Genomic DNA, 16,241 nt, shown 5'->3' with positions numbered 1-16,241 from the left:
GAGGGAGCTAATGCATCCCGTCCTTTGTCCTTAATCCTTCAGTTGTTTGTATAAAGAGAATTACACTCTTTTAATATCGGCACCAAGCGCTTTTAGGCGCTCGTCAATGTTTTGGTAACCACGTTCAATTTGTTCGATATTGTAAATGGTTGATTGACCTTGCGCGGATAACGCGGCTATCAGTAACGATACCCCGGCACGTATATCCGGCGATGTCATAGAGATACCACGCAGCTGCACCATTTTATCTAAACCAATAACGGTTGCGCGGTGCGGATCGCAAAGGATGATGTTGGCACCCATATCCAGCAATTTATCAACAAAGAATAAACGGCTCTCAAACATTTTCTGGTGGATCAATACCGAACCTTTAGCTTGTGTGGCCACAACCAGCACAATGCTCAGCAGATCGGGCGTAAAGCCCGGCCATGGCGAATCGGCTACGGTTAGTAACGAGCCATCAATAAAAGTATCTATCTCGTAATGGTCTTGCGATGGTATGTAGATATCATCACCGCGGCGCTCCAGTTTAATACCCAAACGTTTAAACACGTCAGGGATCATACCCAGTTCGTCGTAATGCACGTCTTTAATAGTAATTTCAGAACCAGTCATGGCGGCAAGGCCAATAAACGATCCTATCTCTATCATATCAGGCAGCATGCGGTGGTCGGTACCACCAAGCTCGCTAACACCTTCAATAGTCAGCAGGTTTGAAGCTATACCGCTAATTTTTGCACCCATGCGGTTAAGCATTTTACAAAGCTGTTGCAGGTATGGCTCGCAGGCCGCATTGTAAATAGTGGTTGTGCCTTTTGCAAGCACGGCAGCCATTACAATGTTAGCCGTACCGGTAACCGATGCCTCATCAAGCAGGATATAAGTACCGTGCAGATTTGATGCATCTACGTTATAAAAACCATTTTCGGGGTTAAAATCAAACCTTGCGCCCAATTTTTCAAAACCCAGGAAGTGGGTATCCAAACGGCGGCGGCCAATTTTATCGCCACCCGGTTTTGGGATAGATGCTTTGCCAAAACGCGCCAATAGCGGGCCCAATATCATAATAGAGCCGCGTAAACCGCCGCCCTTTGTTTTAAACGCTTCCGAATTAAAAAAATCCTGATCTATCTCTTTAGCTTCAAAAGTGCAGGTATCGCGCGATATGCGGTTCACCTCAACACCCATGTCGCCCAGTAACTCTATCAGCTTGTTTACATCTTGTATATCAGGGATGTTGCTGATGGTCATTTTTTGGCTGGTTAGTAACACAGCCGATATAATTTGTAATGCTTCGTTTTTTGCTCCCTGTGGGATGATCTCGCCCTTAAGCTTTTTACCGCCCTGTATTTCGAATGCGTTTCTCATAGTTTTTTGTTTGTAGTCCATAGACGATGGTCGATAGCCCATGGTTCGGCAAAGATCAGAAAAGTACGCTACTTATCCAATCTTCATCTATCGTACATGGCCTATTATCTATCGACTAATACTTCTTAGCCCCTCCGGGATTACGGTTACGGTTATTTTGGTTGTTGTTATTGCGCGGGTTGTTATTGTTGGTACGACCACCGCCACCACCACCGCTGCCGCCACGGTTGTTTTGGGTACGACCGCGGTTGTTGTTGTTTTGATTGTTGTTGTATGGATTAGCGCGGAACTCAACACGGTTAAGATTAATGTTCTCTTCCAGTTTTAATGTACCGCCAGATAAGGCGTAAAGGTCAGACAGGATGGTTTCATCGGCAACAGAATCTTTGTTCCATTGTACATAAGCCATTTTCATAAAATTGGCTATAGCTTGTACCATATGACGTTTACGGTCGGGCTCTTCAATGGCTTTAGCCTTCTCTATCATCATTTCGATGGTTTTACCGTAGTGCTTGTATTTTATGCGCTGATGCGGATATTTAAGCGGCTCGGGCTTTAAGTGGATAGCTTCGGGGCTTGGCTTAGGGTACGGCGAATCTACATCCAACTGAAAATCAGATATAATGTGCAGGTGATCCCAAAGTTTGTGCTTAAAATCGGCTACATCACGCAGGTGAGGGTTTAAAAAGCCCATCAGGTCTATAACCACTTGGGCGTACTTGTTGCGTTCCTCTTTGGTTGGTAACGCTACAATATATTTCACCATATTTTGAACGTTACGGCCGTATTCGCTCAGTAAAAGTTTATTCCTGGTTGAGTTATAATCAAACGGACCAGGCAGATTTGTTAATGCCATGTATATTTTTTTAATTAAATAAGATCTCTTGAAGTGCTTTTCGGCTCATGGACAGTTTCTTAAAACAGAGGTAGAAACCGGAGAACCAAAATGAATGCGTACGAAGTACTAACGCAAATATACGGTAAATGTGTTAATTAACAAACACCAGGAAAACGCTTTTATTTGTTTTTGCCTGCTACTGCACCGGCACTTTTAGGAATAGTGAAAAGGATTATTAAAGCCCAAAGCTGTAGTAGAGTTTGAACAATGTTTACTACCAGAACCCCGTTAAAAACAGGTTTTTTCAAAATGATCATAACCAATCCTGCAACCCCTATTATTGATAATACCAATAAAACGTATTTCATCCAGCTTAAACCTTTTCTAACTAAAAAAGCTATAGCTGCCAGGAACAAAATAGTGGTTAAGAATGCACCTATAGATTGTGGCGTATTTAATGGGGTTTGCGAAAATGCAAGGTTTAAAAGGCCAACCAGTATACTTAATATTATTATGTTGGATGATTTAATGTAATTAGGATGTACAGTTGCCATATAGTGTAAATGTAATAAGAGATCGATTATTAGGAGCAATATAATTAAATTTCTAAATTAAGCACCTCATTGGTTTTGCAAAAAACATTTAACACATTAGATGCGTGAAAAATACCGTCAATATTACATCGATAGATATTTACCGTTTCAGCATCCCCATGGAACCCTTTACCATAGCTACCGGTACTATGGACCACGCGCAGAATGTGTTTATCCGCATCCATACCGATAAAGGCTTTTACGGTGTGGGCGAATGCTCGGCCTTCCCCATGATTGTGGGCGAAACGCAGGATACCTGCCTGGCTATGGCGAAAGATTTTGCGAAGCTTTGGATAGGGAAAGACGCGCTGGAGATCCCTGCACGCATGCAGCAATTGCATGATGCCGCCGCAGGTAACACCACAATTAAAAGTGCTTTTGATATTGCCCTTTATGATATTGCAGCCAAAAATGCGGGACTGCCTTTATACAAGTTTTTAGGTGGCGAAAGGCATGTGGTTGAAAGCGATATCACCATCGGCATAAATACACCCGAAGCCATGGCCAAAAAAGCCCTCGATTTTAAAGCATCCGGCGCTCATATTTTAAAGGTGAAACTGGGTAAGGGTGCCGAAACAGATGTAGAGCGCATTAAACAGATCCGTGAAGCGGTTGGTCCGCAGATGAAGATACGGGTGGACGCCAACCAGGGCTGGAGTTTTGAAGACGCTGTTTTTGCCTTACAGGCGATTGGCCAATACGATATTGAGTTTTGCGAACAACCTATGCGAACATGGTATGACGACCGCCTGCCCCGGCTAATGCAAGTATCGCCCGTAAAAATCATGGCTGATGAAAGCGTTTATAATCACCACGATGCCCGGATGCAGATAAACAGCGGATCATGCGATTATATCAACATAAAAATGGCAAAATCCGGCGGGATACTGGAAGCTAAGAAGATCCATGATACTGCTGCAGAAAAAGGTATCCTCTGTATGATGGGCGGTATGCTGGAAAGCCGCATAGCCTTGAGCGCTAAATTACACTTTGTGTACGCCAGCCCTAATATTAAGTTTTACGATATGGATACCTGCATGCTTGGCCACCTTGCAGACCCCTGCATTGGCGGTGTAACTTACGATGGTTATAAGCTAAGTATAAGTGATGCACCCGGGATAGGGGCGGATGCCGATGAGGGATTTTTGTCTAAATGCGAATTGGTAACCATTAAATAAACAAATAAGCCAATGGATGCTTCCATTGGCTTATTGCTAAAGATTTACTAAAGCAGGATGTGTCTTCTTTTTTTCGGCATTGAATTACCTGGTTGTTTTGTAGCAGCGCTTTTTTCCTGTTTAGAACTTTGAGGATCGTTCACCTCCTTGGATGCCTGACCCTTTGCGTGATCTTTTGTTGCCATAACAACTTCATTATTATAAAATAAATAATAAGCGCGATGACAGTATTGTTTCGATTTATTTTAATAAATCTGCTACTTACTCAATTCAGCAAAGTATTTATGGAACAATGGGATGGTTTCTATCCCTTTGTAGTAATTGAAAATGTCGTATTTTTCGTTTGGCGAGTGGAGGGCATCGCTATCAAGGCCAAAACCCATCAACACGGTTTTTATACCCAGCTCGGCTTCAAATAAGGCAACAATAGGGATACTACCGCCACCACGGGTTGGGATAGGCTGCTTGCCAAATGATTCTGCAATGGCTTTTTGTGCTGCTTTGTAGGCAATGCTATTTGTTGGGGTAACCGCTGGTTCGCCGCCATGATGTGGGGTTATTTTTACCTTTACGTAAGGCGGCGCTATCTTCAGGAAATGATCTGTAAACAGTTGCGTTATTTTATCAGATGTTTGATTAGGCACCAACCGCATAGAAATTTTGGCACTGGCTTTTGATGGCAATACTGTTTTTGCCCCTTCGCCAGTGTAGCCACCCCAAATGCCGTTTACCTCAAGGGTAGGGCGGGTACCGGTGCGTTCAAAGGTAGTGTAACCCTTTTCGCCCCAAACCTCGGCTATATCCAGATCTTTCTTGTATTCTTCCTCATCATAAGGCGCGGCATTTAGTTCGGCGCGTTCGGTTGGGGTTAGCTCGGTAACATCATCATAAAAGCCCGGGATAGCGATATGGTTATTATCATCATGCAGGGAGGCTATCATTTTTGCCAGAATAGTGGCCGGGTTTGCCACCGCGCCGCCGTATACGCCAGAGTGAAGGTCGCGGTTAGGGCCGGTAACTTCCACCTCAAGGTACGACAAGCCACGTAAGCCGGTTTCCAGCGAAGGATGCTCCATGCTGATCATCGAGGTATCAGATATCAGCACCACATCGGCCTTTAAACGTTCTTTATTTGCTTTTACAAATATGCCCAGGTTGCTAGAGCCTACTTCTTCCTCGCCCTCAATCATAAATTTGATATTGCAGGGCAGGGTATCGGTCTGCATCATCAGTTCAAAAGCTTTTACATGCATGTAAAACTGACCTTTATCATCACAAGCGCCGCGGGCGTAGATCTTACCATCGCGAACGGTAGGTTCAAATGGCGGGGTTTTCCAAAGTTCTAACGGGTCTGCTGGCTGTACGTCATAATGACCGTAAACCAATACTGTTGGTAACGAAGCATCAATTATTTTTTCGCCATAAATAATAGGGTAGCCTGCTGTTTGGCAAACCTCTACCTTATCGGCACCTGCATCGTTTAATTTTTTGGCCACATAATCGGCAGCGTTTAAAACATCAGGCGCATATTTTGGGTCGGCGCTAACGGATGGAAAGCGCAGCAATTCGAAAAGTTCGTCTAAAAGGCGTTGTTTATTGGCTTCTATATAGTGCTTTATTACTTGCATATTAGGTGTAATTTTGAAGCAAAGATAGAAGTTTATTTTTGTGAGGAAGAGGTTTCACGCAAAGACGCGATTAGTCAGTCTGAATTTCAAAATCAGCGACCATGAGGGTGAATGACATCAGTCTTTGCGAAGCCGTGCAGCGTGTATGCCTATATTATACTACATTTTACCTGTGCCGGGTATGGATTTAATGGTGACATTATTTTGCCAGTAGTCTAATTGTTAAAATTCTGATTATTAGTTATTTAATAATGTTCACGTGCGTTCATGGCCGTGAACGTGAACACTTCTCACCTCTATTTATTAACAAATTGTCAGTCTGAGCCTGTCGAAGACTTATACGCATGGCAAATGGTTCGACAAGCTCACCATGACAAATCAAAAATATTATTCTGCCACCTTCTCAACTACTACCGCCGTGCCATAAGCCAATACCTCGGTAATACCCTGCATTACTTCGTTGGCATCATAACGCATGCTGATAATAGCATTTGCACCCAAGGCCTGGGCATGTTGTATCAGCAGGTGATAAGCTTCTTCGCGGGCGTTTTCGCAAAGCTCTACATAAACAGACAGCCTGCCGCCAAATAGTGATTGTATACCACCGGCAAAATTACCTACCACGCTGCGGCTGCGCACGGTAATGCCCCGCACTACACCTAAATGTTTAACAACTTTGTAACCGTCTAAACCGGTGCTTGTAGTAATGAGTGAAGTATCCATTGGTTTTAATTTGTGTTTGTTTTATGGGTTAGATATTATTTCTTCAAAAATGTTACCAAAGCAGGGTTAACAAGTTCTGCCTTCTCAATATAAGGCAAATGCGCGGCATCATCTACCGGCAAAAATTCGGTTTTTAGTACACTGCGTATCGAATCGCTGTAATTAAAAGGTACGGTTTTATCTTCCTTGCCCCAAATAAGCAATACCGGTTTGTGCTGATTATTGAGTGCGATATTACCCTGGCGACCATTATAATCGTAGTTGTACATGGTAGAAATTAATGCATTCCGGAAACCTTTGTACTCCATTTGCGGCCGGTACTGTTCTACCCAATTAGGGTGGCGGTCGGGGTATTTAAAATCTGTCAGTTGGCCAAGGGCGCGTTCATCAGCATGTGTTGCTTCGTAAAAATCAGCCACAAATGGTGGGATTGTGGGTTTAGGTGACGTATACGCCGGATCTATAAGTATAACTTTGCTTACTGCATCAGGATAAGCGGCGGTAAAATCTGTAGCCAATTTGCCTCCAAAAGATACACCAACCAAGCTAACAGGTTTTTTTAGATGCAGTTTTTTTATCAGTTCGTTTAGCTGCCCAAAATAAAGCTGCCTGTTGTAAACCACATTCGGCCTGTCAGAATAACCACGGCCAAACTGATCGTATCGTAAAACGCGGAAACCGTGCTCGGTAAGGTACTCATAAGTGCCATTCCATATATAATAAGGCACACTAAAGCCATGTATCATAATAATAACCTTGCCGGTATCGGGGCCATCCAGTTCGTAATGGGTAACACCCTGGCTTAGTTCAATGTAACTGCCGTTTGTATTCTTCCTCAGTTTGTAGGTAAGCTCTTTTTTCTCGGGGTTATAATGATCGTATATAATATAGAGGGCAGCGCCGCCAAAAATTGCCAGTACTATAATAAATACAAGCAGGCTTTTTAGAAATTTCATGGAGTGGTTAAGGTTATTAATTAAAGAATAAAAATAGCAGAAATATTTAATTTAGCAGCTTAATTAATAATAGCAATGCGTATCACCATTATTGGTTCGGGCAATGTTGCCACACATTTATCGGCAGCATTTAAAAATGCGGGCCATCGCATTGCGCAGGTTTACAGCCGCAGTATGCACAACGCGGCTTTGCTGGCCTACCACGTAGGCGCCGAAGCAATAGATAACCCCGAAGATATAAACGCCGATACCGATATTTTTATCCTGGCCATTAAGGATGATGCTATACCGGAGTTCTTGCAACATTTGTCTTCCTTCGATAAATTAGTTGTGCATACCTCGGGTGCGGTTGATATGCAGGAAATACTGAAACTGACTGATAAGGCAGGTGTGTTTTATCCGTTGCAAACCTTCAGCAAAACAAAAGAAGTAAACTTTTGGGATGTGCCGCTGTGTATTGAAGGGGCCGATGAAACCGTTACCAAAACTTTAGAAGAGCTTGCCCGCAGTATCAGCAATAATGTTTACCGCGTAAATTCTGCGCAACGTAAGGTATTGCATTTGGCTGCCGTTTTTGCCTGCAATTTTACCAATCACCTTTATGGCATTGGCGAGCAGCTTTTGGCAGGACGTAATATGGATTTTAATATGCTGCGCCCGCTGATAGCCGAAACTGCCGATAAGATAAAGGAACACTCACCTGCCGATGTACAAACCGGCCCTGCTGTACGTAACGATGAATTTACGATGCAGGCCCATCTGAAAATGCTTGAGGGCAAGCCCGGTTTACAGGAACTTTATACACTGTTAAGTCAGGATATTATCAAAAACCATAACAAGCCTAACGGGGATAAGTAATTTTGTTACTTTTGCCAAAATGAATATTTTTAAAGTAAAGATAAACTTCGAGGAGAAGGACCACGAAACCGTGGAGCTTGCAATAGCCGAGGGTGAATCTGTATTGGACGTTTGCCTGGAAAATGGCATTGAGCTGCAACATAACTGCGGCGGTGTTTGCGGTTGCAGTACCTGCCACATATATGTAAACAAGGGGATGGATAACATCCAGGAGATATCTGATAAGGAAGAAGATTTTATTGACAGGGCTGTAAACCCGCGTATTAATTCGCGCCTGGGTTGCCAATGTGTAATAATTGATGGCGATATTGAAGTTACCCTGCCAAACCAATCAGACTTTATGGGCCATTAATGTTAATTAGTTTAAACTCACAACCAAAAAATGAACGACGATAAATTCGCCCTGCCGATACACTGGAACGACTACGAAGATATAGCCCTGAGCCTATACGAAAAGTTTGGCGACGATTTTGACGAATCAAAAATATACCGTATCCGCTTTACCGAACTGTTGGAATGGGTGCTTAGCCTGCCAAACTTTGCCGGCACGCGGGAGCAATCAAACGAAGGCCACCTGGAGCAAATACAATCTGCATGGGTGTACGAGTGGAGAGATAATCAATAGTTTTTCAGTTAGCAGTTTATAGTTGGCAGTTTGCAACTAATAAACCAGTGAACTAATGAACCAATCAACTAATTAGATGGAATCCTTTTTAACCAAGCTTAAAGATATAACCACGTTTATTTTTGATGTGGATGGCGTACTAACCGATGGGTCGATATTTGTGACCGAAACCGGTGTGCAAAGCCGTGCCTTTAATATTAAGGATGGCTACGCTTTGCAACTGGCCGTAAAATGCGGTTATAATGTTGCTGCAATATCTGGCAGCCGGTCAAAAAGCGCATTATTCCGTTTAAATAGTTTGGGTATAAATGATGTGTACCTGGGTGCGCATACCAAATCTGAGCGGTTTAAGATCTACATCGAGGAAAAAAGCATCAACCCGGCCAATATCCTTTATATGGCCGATGATATCCCCGACCTGGCGGTAATGAAGCTGGTTGGCTTACCTGTTTGCCCTGCAGATGCCGCCGAAGAAATTAAAGCTATTTGTACTTATGTTTCGCCTTATGCAGGCGGTAAAGGCTGTGCCCGCGATATTATTGAAAAAGTAATGAAGGTACAGGGCAAGTGGATGAACGCCGAGGCGTATAGCTGGTAGATTGTTAGACCATGGTCGATAGTTAATAGACCATAGCAAAGTTAAACACCTATGGACTATGGACAAAATATGAGTGCTTTTCCAAAGATAATTCTTGCATCAAAATCGCCGAGGAGGCAGGAGCTTTTAAGGCTGATGGATATTGATTTCCGTGTGGTTTTAAAAGAAGTGGACGAATCATACCCGGATGGCTTAACACCTGCTGAAATAGCCGTTTACATTGCCGCCAAAAAAGCCGAAGCATTTGATGAAGATGTTACTACCGACGAAGTAGTACTTACCGCCGATACTATTGTAGCTATTGACGGCCTGATATTAGGCAAACCCGAATCATCTGAGCATGCAGTAGAAATGCTGCAACGCCTGTCGGGTAAGGTGCACGAGGTTTATACCGGCGTTTGCCTGTTGCACAATCACCAGTACAATAAATTTTACGACCGTAGCGAGGTGTTTTTCCGCAAGCTTACCGAGCACGAGATCCGCAGTTACGTGGAAGAATATCAACCTATGGATAAAGCCGGCTCATACGGCATCCAGCAACGGATAGGCCTTATTGGTATTGAGCGCATCAACGGTTCTTATACCAATGTGGTAGGGTTACCTACTGAAAAGGTTTACCAGCAGTTGGTGAGGTTGAAATCTTAGTTTCTCAGGACATTCAAGCCCACCCGTCATTGCGAGGTACGAAGCAATCTCTTTAGGATAGTTGTACACCTTGCCTGCTAGATTTGCTTAAAGAGATTGCTTCGTACCTCGCAATGACGTGGCAGAGGGTAGACACGAAGTATCGCGTCTCTACAATTTTTTGCTATTATTCTTCCTGTTTACATCCGGCAAAGCATTGTCCGGATCAATGGTTATGCTTTCCACATCCTGTGTGGTAGGCAGGGTATAGGTAGTTACCTTGTTTTGCAGCCATGTCTCCACTGGAAAATAGGTGCGTTGCTTGCTGCCATCCTTTAGTTTAGCTTCAACGGTAAATGGCATGGCCATCATTTCTTTATTGGCGATGGTTAGCTTTACACCTTTGCTGTGGTCTTTATCCACGTATTTGGCATCTATCAGGGCTATATCCAGTTTGTAATTATTGTAGAACCATCCGCGCCAAAACCAGCTTAGATCTTCACCGGCACCATTTTCCATCGAACGGAAAAAATCGTCGGGCTGAGGATGTTTGTAGGCCCATTTGTTGATATAATTACGGAAGGCGTAATCAAACCTGTCCTTACCCAGGATCTGTTCGCGCAGCAATATCAAACCAAAGGCGGGTTTAAAATAGGTGAGCGGATGGCGATATTTCTCCGGTATAGCATCCGGTTGGGTCATAATGGTAGGCGAATTTGGGTCGATGATATGCGCGATGATCTCATCGGCAGGATTGCCGCCTCCGGGAGCGTATTCACCATCGCGTTTTGGGGCGTACTCGCCTTTGTTGAACGCGTCAGATGCATACACATCTATAAAGGTGTTAAAACCTTCGTCCATCCATGCAAAACGGCGTTCGTCGCTGCCTACTATCATCGGGAACCAGTTGTGGCCTATTTCGTGCGCGGTAACAAAAAACAGTTCAACACCTTTATCGTTCATGCCATCAAATAATATACCCGGGTATTCCATACCGGCTGCTATGCCCGCTTCGTTTATGGCAGTAGGATAAGGGTATGGGTACCACTTTTCTGAAAAATGCTCAATAGCGCCCTTCAGGTATTCTGTTGACCGGTCCCACGCGTTATTACCCTGGCTTTCTACCGGGTAAACAGACATGCTCATTGATTTTTTACCACCCGGCAGATTCACCCTCGCCGCATCCCATATAAACGCTTTAGAAGCACCAAAAGCCACATCGCGGGTATTCAGCATTTTGTAATGCCAGGTAAGTTTGCCTTTGTTTACCGGGCGCGATGATGGGTCGGTAACCTCGGCCGCGGTACGGATCATTATTGTTTTATCGCTGTTACGGGCGGCCTCTAAACGGCTAATTTGTTTGGCCGTTAATACTTCTTTGGGGTTCAGCAAGTCGCCGGGGCCGGCAACCAATACATCCCATGGTACAGTTACGGAGTAGTCGATATCGCCATATTCACAATAAAATTCACCACTGCCTAAAAAAGGGGCTGTTGCCCAGCCGCGGCTATCATCATAAACACACATGCGTGGGAAGAACTGGGCTATTTCGAAGATCTTTCCGTTTTTGGTATCCACATAATCGGTACGGCCGCCAAAAGCACCGGGGATAGTGTAACGGTATTTGATGACCAGCCTAATGTTTTTGTGTAATGGTTTCGCCAAACGGATCTGCATCCGTGTATCGGTAATAGTAAAATTGGCTTTTGTACGCACATCGCCTTTATCAATAAATACCGATTCTATTTCGTAGCCGCTGGTGTGTTGCGTAGCCTGCCCGCCGGTAACAAAGTTAGAGCGAGCATCTTTTTTATAAGTATTTTGATCAAGCTGCAGCCAAAGGTATTGCAACGCATCGGGACTATTGTTTACATAGGTAATTTCGGCGGTGCCGCTTAATGTTTTAGTAGCCGTATCCAACTCTACAGCCAGTTTATAATTTACAAGGTTTTGCCAGTATTTAGGGCCGGGCTCGCCATTGGCTGAGTGAAACTCGTTTCCTTTTTCGGTATAAGGCAGTGGCGAAAACAGCACCGATGGCTGGTAATTGGTAGTTATGGTATCGTTAGGGTTGTTTTTTTGTGCCTGTGCAAAAAAGGCGGAAAGCAATAATAAAGAAGTGCCAATAATTTTTTTCATGTGTGCGAGACGATAAGCGAAGCAATATACAAAGGTTGCCGTACAATTTGATTTTGTGTTAAGAAAGTTATAATGGAAAAAAAGATCGGAAGGCTTATGGAAACCGGCAGTTAAGTGCATCCTGCAATAAACTAAACATTATGCAGTCGATCAAAAGTATTACCATTCCGCAGCCCTGCCACGAAAACTGGAATCAGATGACCCCGGTTGAACAGGGCCGGCATTGTGTGCAATGCAATAAAACAGTTACCGATTTTACCGTTATGACCAATACTGAGATCATTAATTATTTTGCTCAGCAAGGGAATGTTTGTGGCAGGTTTGAAAGCCAACAATTGGCCGGTTTAAATAATGACCTGGCTGTACAGGAGAAACCCTGTTTTTCTTGGAAAAAACTGGTAATTGCCGCGGCCGTAACAAGCTTGTTTGCTACAGCAGATGCCGATGCGCAACGTACTGTAGGAAAAGTAAAGGTCTCACAGTCGTTTAATCCAGTAAAAGATGTGCCAGCAGTTGATAGTATTAGTTATAGTACGGTTAAGGGAAAGATAATTGATGCTTACGATAATTCGCCGATACAAGATGTGTCTTTAATGGTTAAAAATTCCGGACTGAGTACGAAAACTGATAGTAGTGGAACGTTTGTTTTAACTGTGCCTTCTACTGCGGATAGCCTGGTAATATCACGTTTAGGCTATGATTACACCGTTATTAATATTAAAGATTTTAATACCGGAACCAATTGTGTTGCTTTAAAATCCAGGCGAGTTGTTTTAGGTGGTGCAATAACGGTTGTCCGCGTTAAAAAAATACCTTTTTACAAAGTGTTGTGGTATAAAATGGGACGAATTTTTTAACCCAGCATCTGCGCCAGCACACCCTCTTTTAACGAATAAGTAGACATAGTAACATCGGCCAAACCCATTTTTTGCATCATGTAAATGGTAATCAAGCTGGCTACTACTATCATATCTACCCGTACCGGTATAATGCCTTCCATATTGGCGCGTTGGTTATGGGTCGATTTGATAAGCCTTTCAATCAGATCCAAAAGTTCATCAATATCAAACTCATAAACACGGGTTTTCTTCAAGTCGAATTTTTTGCCTTTTTCCAGCTCAATAACCTCGGCAAAGCTCTCGAACGCGCCGGATGACCCGATAAGAATAGAAGGTTTGTGTTTAGATGCAGCTAAAAATAGCTCGGGTAATTTTGTGTTTAAGTATAGGGTTAATTCTTTTATAGATTGAACGGGTATAGGATCGGTTTGATGGAACTTGTCCATTAACCGGGCGGCGCCTATTTCAAAGCTTTGTTTCCAAAGCACTTCGGTATCATTACCGATGATGAATTCTACACTACCGCCGCCAATATCCATTATCAGGGCATTATCGTCGCCAAGGCAGCCGCTTGCTTTTATGCCATTGTAAATGTGGGCCGCTTCCTGTTCGCCATTAATAAGTTCTATTTGGATGCCGGTTTTTTCTTTTACCTCGCGGATAAAATCCGCGCCATTACCCGCATTACGAATGGCAGATGTGGCAATGGCCCTTACCTCAGTCACCTTATTTTCTTCGATGTGTTTTTGAAAACGCTGCATGGTAGCAACGCCACGTGCAAAGGCTGCCGGCTGGATAACGCCTTTATTGATTCCCCCTTCACCCAGCTTTACACCTTCATTGGTGTGAAATATCTCAATAAAATTATCCGCAGAACCCTCTGCTATAAGCAGATGAAAGGTATTTGTACCCAGGTCCATTACAGCAACGCGTTTGTTATTCATCGTTGGCTAAAATAAAAAATCCCTGCTAAAGTTTTGGCTTAAGCAGGGATTTAAATATGATAAGGTTAAGGGCGTTCGGTGAGGACACCGAACACAGGGCATAATAAATATCTCGTGTCTGGTGTCCTCACCAGTCACATACTATTCTTTATAAAAGAACCACTTAGCCAATTCTTTAAAGCTTGCTTTTTTGCCATACATTAATACGCCAACACGATAAATGCGTGCTGCAACGTAGGTAGTAAATAAGAAGCCGATTATCATCATAAACATTGACAGGCCTAATTGCCAGTCGGGAACGCCGCCAAATGGTACACGCACCATCATAGCTACCGGTGCTGTGAATGGTATTATGGATAACCATACTGCCAGCGGACTATCAGGTGCCCGGAACAATACCGAAACCGACAAAATATAAGTGAACAGCAGGGGCAACGTTATGGGGAACATAAATTGCTGGGTTTCGGTCTCGCTGTCAACAGCGGAGCCCACTGCCGCGAATAATGCGCTATACAGCAAATAGCCGGTTATAAAGTAAAACAGAAAACATCCTAATATGAAGCCAAACGGAATGGTTTGTAAGGTTTCTAAAACACCCCCCATAGGGCTGCCCGGCCCCGATGCAGCATGACCTGCAATCTTGGTTGAGATGATAGATAATACTATCCATGCGGTAAACTGTGTTAAACCTACCAGGCCCACGCCAATAATTTTACCAAGCATCAACTGGAAAGGTTTAACCGATGATATGATGACCTCGATGATACGGCTGGTTTTTTCTTCGATAACCCCCCGCATAACCTGAGCGCCATATATAAACAAGGCTAAGTAAATAAATATAGCACAGGCAATACCCACCATCATTGATGGGCCTACATTGGCATCTTTAGTGCCGGTTTCGGTTACCTCCATGGCATTAACAGATACCTTGCTTTTTTTAGCCTTGTTTAAAAGTGCTGTATCAATATGATTAGCCAGCATGGTATTGGTTGAGGCTATCTCGTTCATCTGATTCTCTACTTCGCCCGTGAGGGTAAATGATGGTTTCTTTTTAGAGAAAAATTGCACAGGCTTGTGCGCGTAATCTTTAGATATTAACAGCACAGAAAGGTCCTCATTGTCTTTAAGGCCTTCTTTGGCTTTCTCTACAGGTTCATTGGTAGGAATAAATTGTATGTTTTTGGCATTCTTTAGCTTGCCTTCAAACAAATGGCTTTCGTCTATAACCTTTACAATTTGTGGTTTAGAGATCTCCATGCTATCCTTAGCTATAAAAGCAATTAATGCCGACATGCCCAATATCAATAAGGGCACCACAAATATCATTACGATAAAGCTTTTTTTGCGCACACGGGTAATATACTCGCGCTGTATGATCAATAATACTTTATTCATGGCTTAGGCTATTAGGTTTACTTTTTCAATAAAGATCTCGTTCATGCTGGGTATAACTTCCTGCAGCATATTAATGCGGGTTTTTGGAAGAAGATACTGCAGCACATCATTAGCCGAAGCATCGCTGAGCTTAATTTTAATGGTGTTGCTGTTATCCTCTCCTGCAACTTCACTAAGCACCTCAAAAGGCTGGGAACCATCAAAAGTTAGCTGCTCGCCGGTGTATTCTACCAGGTACGTTTCGTTCTTGTAAGAATTACGGATATGCTTAACCCGGCCATCCAGTATCTTACGCGATTTATGGATAAGGGCGATAGAATCGCAAAGCTCCTCAACAGATTCCATGCGGTGGGTAGAGAAAAGGATGGTAGCGCCATTGCGGTTTAGTTCCAGTATCTCGTCTTTTATCAGCTCGGCATTTACCGGGTCAAAACCGCTGAAAGGTTCGTCAAGGATGATCAGATCGGGCTCATGTAAAACGGTAGCTACAAACTGTGCCTTTTGCTGCATCCCTTTTGATAGCTCTTCAATTTTTTTCTTCCACCAGGTTTCCATATCCAGTTTTTTGAACCAGTGTTTTAACCTCGTGGTGGCTTCGTCGCGGGTGAGGCCTTTTAGGCGGGCCAGGTATATCATTTGCTCGCCTATCTCCATCTTTTTATACAGGCCGCGCTCTTCGGGCAGGTAACCAATACGCTCAATGTGCGATTGATTAAGCTTATGTCCGTTGAAGTATACTTCGCCTGAATCTGGGGCGGTTATTTGATTAATAATACGGATGAGGGAGGTTTTACCGGCACCATTTGGCCCAAGCAGGCCAAATATTTTACCGCTTTCTACTTCAAGGCTCACATCGTCTAATGCGCGGTGACCGGCGTATTGTTTAACAATGTTGCGAATGCTTAGCATATCAGGATTTAGTTTTATGCTAAATT

The 16,241-nt window shown here is 43.5% G+C and carries 17 protein-coding genes; 7 read left to right on the top strand and 10 right to left on the bottom strand.

Translation table 11 applies throughout. The features are described 5' to 3' along the window. Positions 1 to 60: 60 nt before the first annotated feature. The 3 genes from murA to NPE20_RS08225 all read right to left on the bottom strand — a co-directional run bounded on the left by murA (position 61) and on the right by NPE20_RS08225 (position 2,760). Positions 61 to 1,368: a UDP-N-acetylglucosamine 1-carboxyvinyltransferase gene (gene murA, locus NPE20_RS08235; protein WP_256538135.1), complete on the bottom strand. Its 1,308-nt coding sequence runs from the start codon at positions 1,366 to 1,368 to the stop codon at positions 61 to 63. Positions 1,369 to 1,483: 115 nt separating this feature from the next. Beyond that, a complete protein-coding gene (locus NPE20_RS08230; protein WP_256538134.1) occupies positions 1,484 to 2,224 on the bottom strand; it encodes a DUF4290 domain-containing protein in 741 nt (246 codons plus the stop codon). A gap of 161 nt (positions 2,225 to 2,385) precedes the next feature. Then, on the bottom strand, positions 2,386 to 2,760 hold the full coding sequence (locus tag NPE20_RS08225; RefSeq protein ID WP_256538133.1) for a hypothetical protein: 375 nt from the start codon (positions 2,758 to 2,760) through the stop codon (positions 2,386 to 2,388). Positions 2,761 to 2,918: 158 nt separating this feature from the next. Here NPE20_RS08225 and NPE20_RS08220 point away from each other — a divergent pair, with 158 nt between their 5' ends. Then, positions 2,919 to 3,977, top strand: coding sequence for a mandelate racemase/muconate lactonizing enzyme family protein (locus NPE20_RS08220; protein WP_256538677.1), 1,059 nt, complete (start codon positions 2,919 to 2,921; stop codon positions 3,975 to 3,977). A gap of 257 nt (positions 3,978 to 4,234) precedes the next feature. Here NPE20_RS08220 and NPE20_RS08215 read toward each other — a convergent pair whose 3' ends face one another. The 3 genes from NPE20_RS08215 to NPE20_RS08205 form a co-directional block, all read right to left on the bottom strand. Then, positions 4,235 to 5,605 (bottom strand): dipeptidase, encoded by a 1,371-nt coding sequence (locus NPE20_RS08215; RefSeq protein ID WP_256538132.1) that lies wholly within the window; start codon positions 5,603 to 5,605, stop codon positions 4,235 to 4,237. Between the two features lie 387 nt (positions 5,606 to 5,992). Further along, positions 5,993 to 6,328: a YbjQ family protein gene (locus NPE20_RS08210; protein ID WP_256538131.1), complete on the bottom strand. Its 336-nt coding sequence runs from the start codon at positions 6,326 to 6,328 to the stop codon at positions 5,993 to 5,995. Between the two features lie 35 nt (positions 6,329 to 6,363). Further along, positions 6,364 to 7,284, bottom strand: a complete 921-nt coding sequence (locus NPE20_RS08205) for an alpha/beta fold hydrolase (RefSeq protein ID WP_256538130.1) — start codon at positions 7,282 to 7,284, stop codon at positions 6,364 to 6,366. Between the two features lie 75 nt (positions 7,285 to 7,359). On the opposite strand from NPE20_RS08205, the gene NPE20_RS08200 reads away from it, so the two are divergent. From NPE20_RS08200 to NPE20_RS08180, 5 genes are all read left to right on the top strand, one after another. Continuing rightward, positions 7,360 to 8,142, top strand: a complete 783-nt coding sequence (locus tag NPE20_RS08200) for a Rossmann-like and DUF2520 domain-containing protein (RefSeq protein ID WP_256538129.1) — start codon at positions 7,360 to 7,362, stop codon at positions 8,140 to 8,142. A 19-nt stretch (positions 8,143 to 8,161) separates the two neighbouring features. Further along, complete coding sequence (locus NPE20_RS08195) at positions 8,162 to 8,494, top strand: 2Fe-2S iron-sulfur cluster-binding protein (protein ID WP_256538128.1); 333 nt, start codon at positions 8,162 to 8,164, stop codon at positions 8,492 to 8,494. Positions 8,495 to 8,524: 30 nt separating this feature from the next. Further along, positions 8,525 to 8,767 carry a Fe-S cluster assembly protein IscX gene (gene iscX, locus NPE20_RS08190; protein ID WP_256538127.1) on the top strand — a complete coding sequence of 81 codons (243 nt, stop codon included), beginning with the start codon at positions 8,525 to 8,527 and terminating at the stop codon, positions 8,765 to 8,767. 76 nt (positions 8,768 to 8,843) lie between these two features. Next, on the top strand, positions 8,844 to 9,365 hold the full coding sequence (locus NPE20_RS08185) for a KdsC family phosphatase (protein WP_256538126.1): 522 nt from the start codon (positions 8,844 to 8,846) through the stop codon (positions 9,363 to 9,365). Between the two features lie 51 nt (positions 9,366 to 9,416). Continuing rightward, positions 9,417 to 10,010 (top strand): Maf family nucleotide pyrophosphatase, encoded by a 594-nt coding sequence (locus NPE20_RS08180; RefSeq protein ID WP_256538125.1) that lies wholly within the window; start codon positions 9,417 to 9,419, stop codon positions 10,008 to 10,010. 150 nt (positions 10,011 to 10,160) lie between these two features. On the opposite strand, the gene NPE20_RS08175 is transcribed toward NPE20_RS08180, so the two are convergent. Next, on the bottom strand, positions 10,161 to 12,128 hold the full coding sequence (locus NPE20_RS08175) for a M1 family metallopeptidase (RefSeq protein WP_256538124.1): 1,968 nt from the start codon (positions 12,126 to 12,128) through the stop codon (positions 10,161 to 10,163). A gap of 140 nt (positions 12,129 to 12,268) precedes the next feature. On the opposite strand from NPE20_RS08175, the gene NPE20_RS08170 reads away from it, so the two are divergent. Then, positions 12,269 to 12,985, top strand: a complete 717-nt coding sequence (locus NPE20_RS08170; RefSeq protein WP_256538123.1) for a carboxypeptidase-like regulatory domain-containing protein — start codon at positions 12,269 to 12,271, stop codon at positions 12,983 to 12,985. On the opposite strand, the gene NPE20_RS08165 is transcribed toward NPE20_RS08170, so the two are convergent. From NPE20_RS08165 to NPE20_RS08155, 3 genes are all read right to left on the bottom strand, one after another. Next, positions 12,982 to 13,911, bottom strand: a complete 930-nt coding sequence (locus NPE20_RS08165) for a Ppx/GppA phosphatase family protein (RefSeq protein ID WP_256538122.1) — start codon at positions 13,909 to 13,911, stop codon at positions 12,982 to 12,984. The two genes, NPE20_RS08170 and NPE20_RS08165, sit on opposite strands and share 4 nt — an antisense overlap. A 141-nt stretch (positions 13,912 to 14,052) precedes the next feature. Beyond that, entirely contained in the window at positions 14,053 to 15,306 is a 1,254-nt protein-coding gene (locus NPE20_RS08160; RefSeq protein ID WP_256538121.1) for an ABC transporter permease, read from the bottom strand. A gap of 3 nt (positions 15,307 to 15,309) precedes the next feature. Beyond that, on the bottom strand, positions 15,310 to 16,215 hold the full coding sequence (locus NPE20_RS08155) for an ABC transporter ATP-binding protein (protein ID WP_256538120.1): 906 nt from the start codon (positions 16,213 to 16,215) through the stop codon (positions 15,310 to 15,312). Between the last annotated feature and the right edge of the window lie 26 nt (positions 16,216 to 16,241).

This window comes from Mucilaginibacter aquariorum, assembly GCF_024498135.1.
In the GTDB taxonomy this organism is placed as follows: domain Bacteria; phylum Bacteroidota; class Bacteroidia; order Sphingobacteriales; family Sphingobacteriaceae; genus Mucilaginibacter; species Mucilaginibacter aquariorum.
Note: the sequence above shows the minus strand (reverse complement) of the source record. Positions and strands in the feature narration are given on the sequence as shown.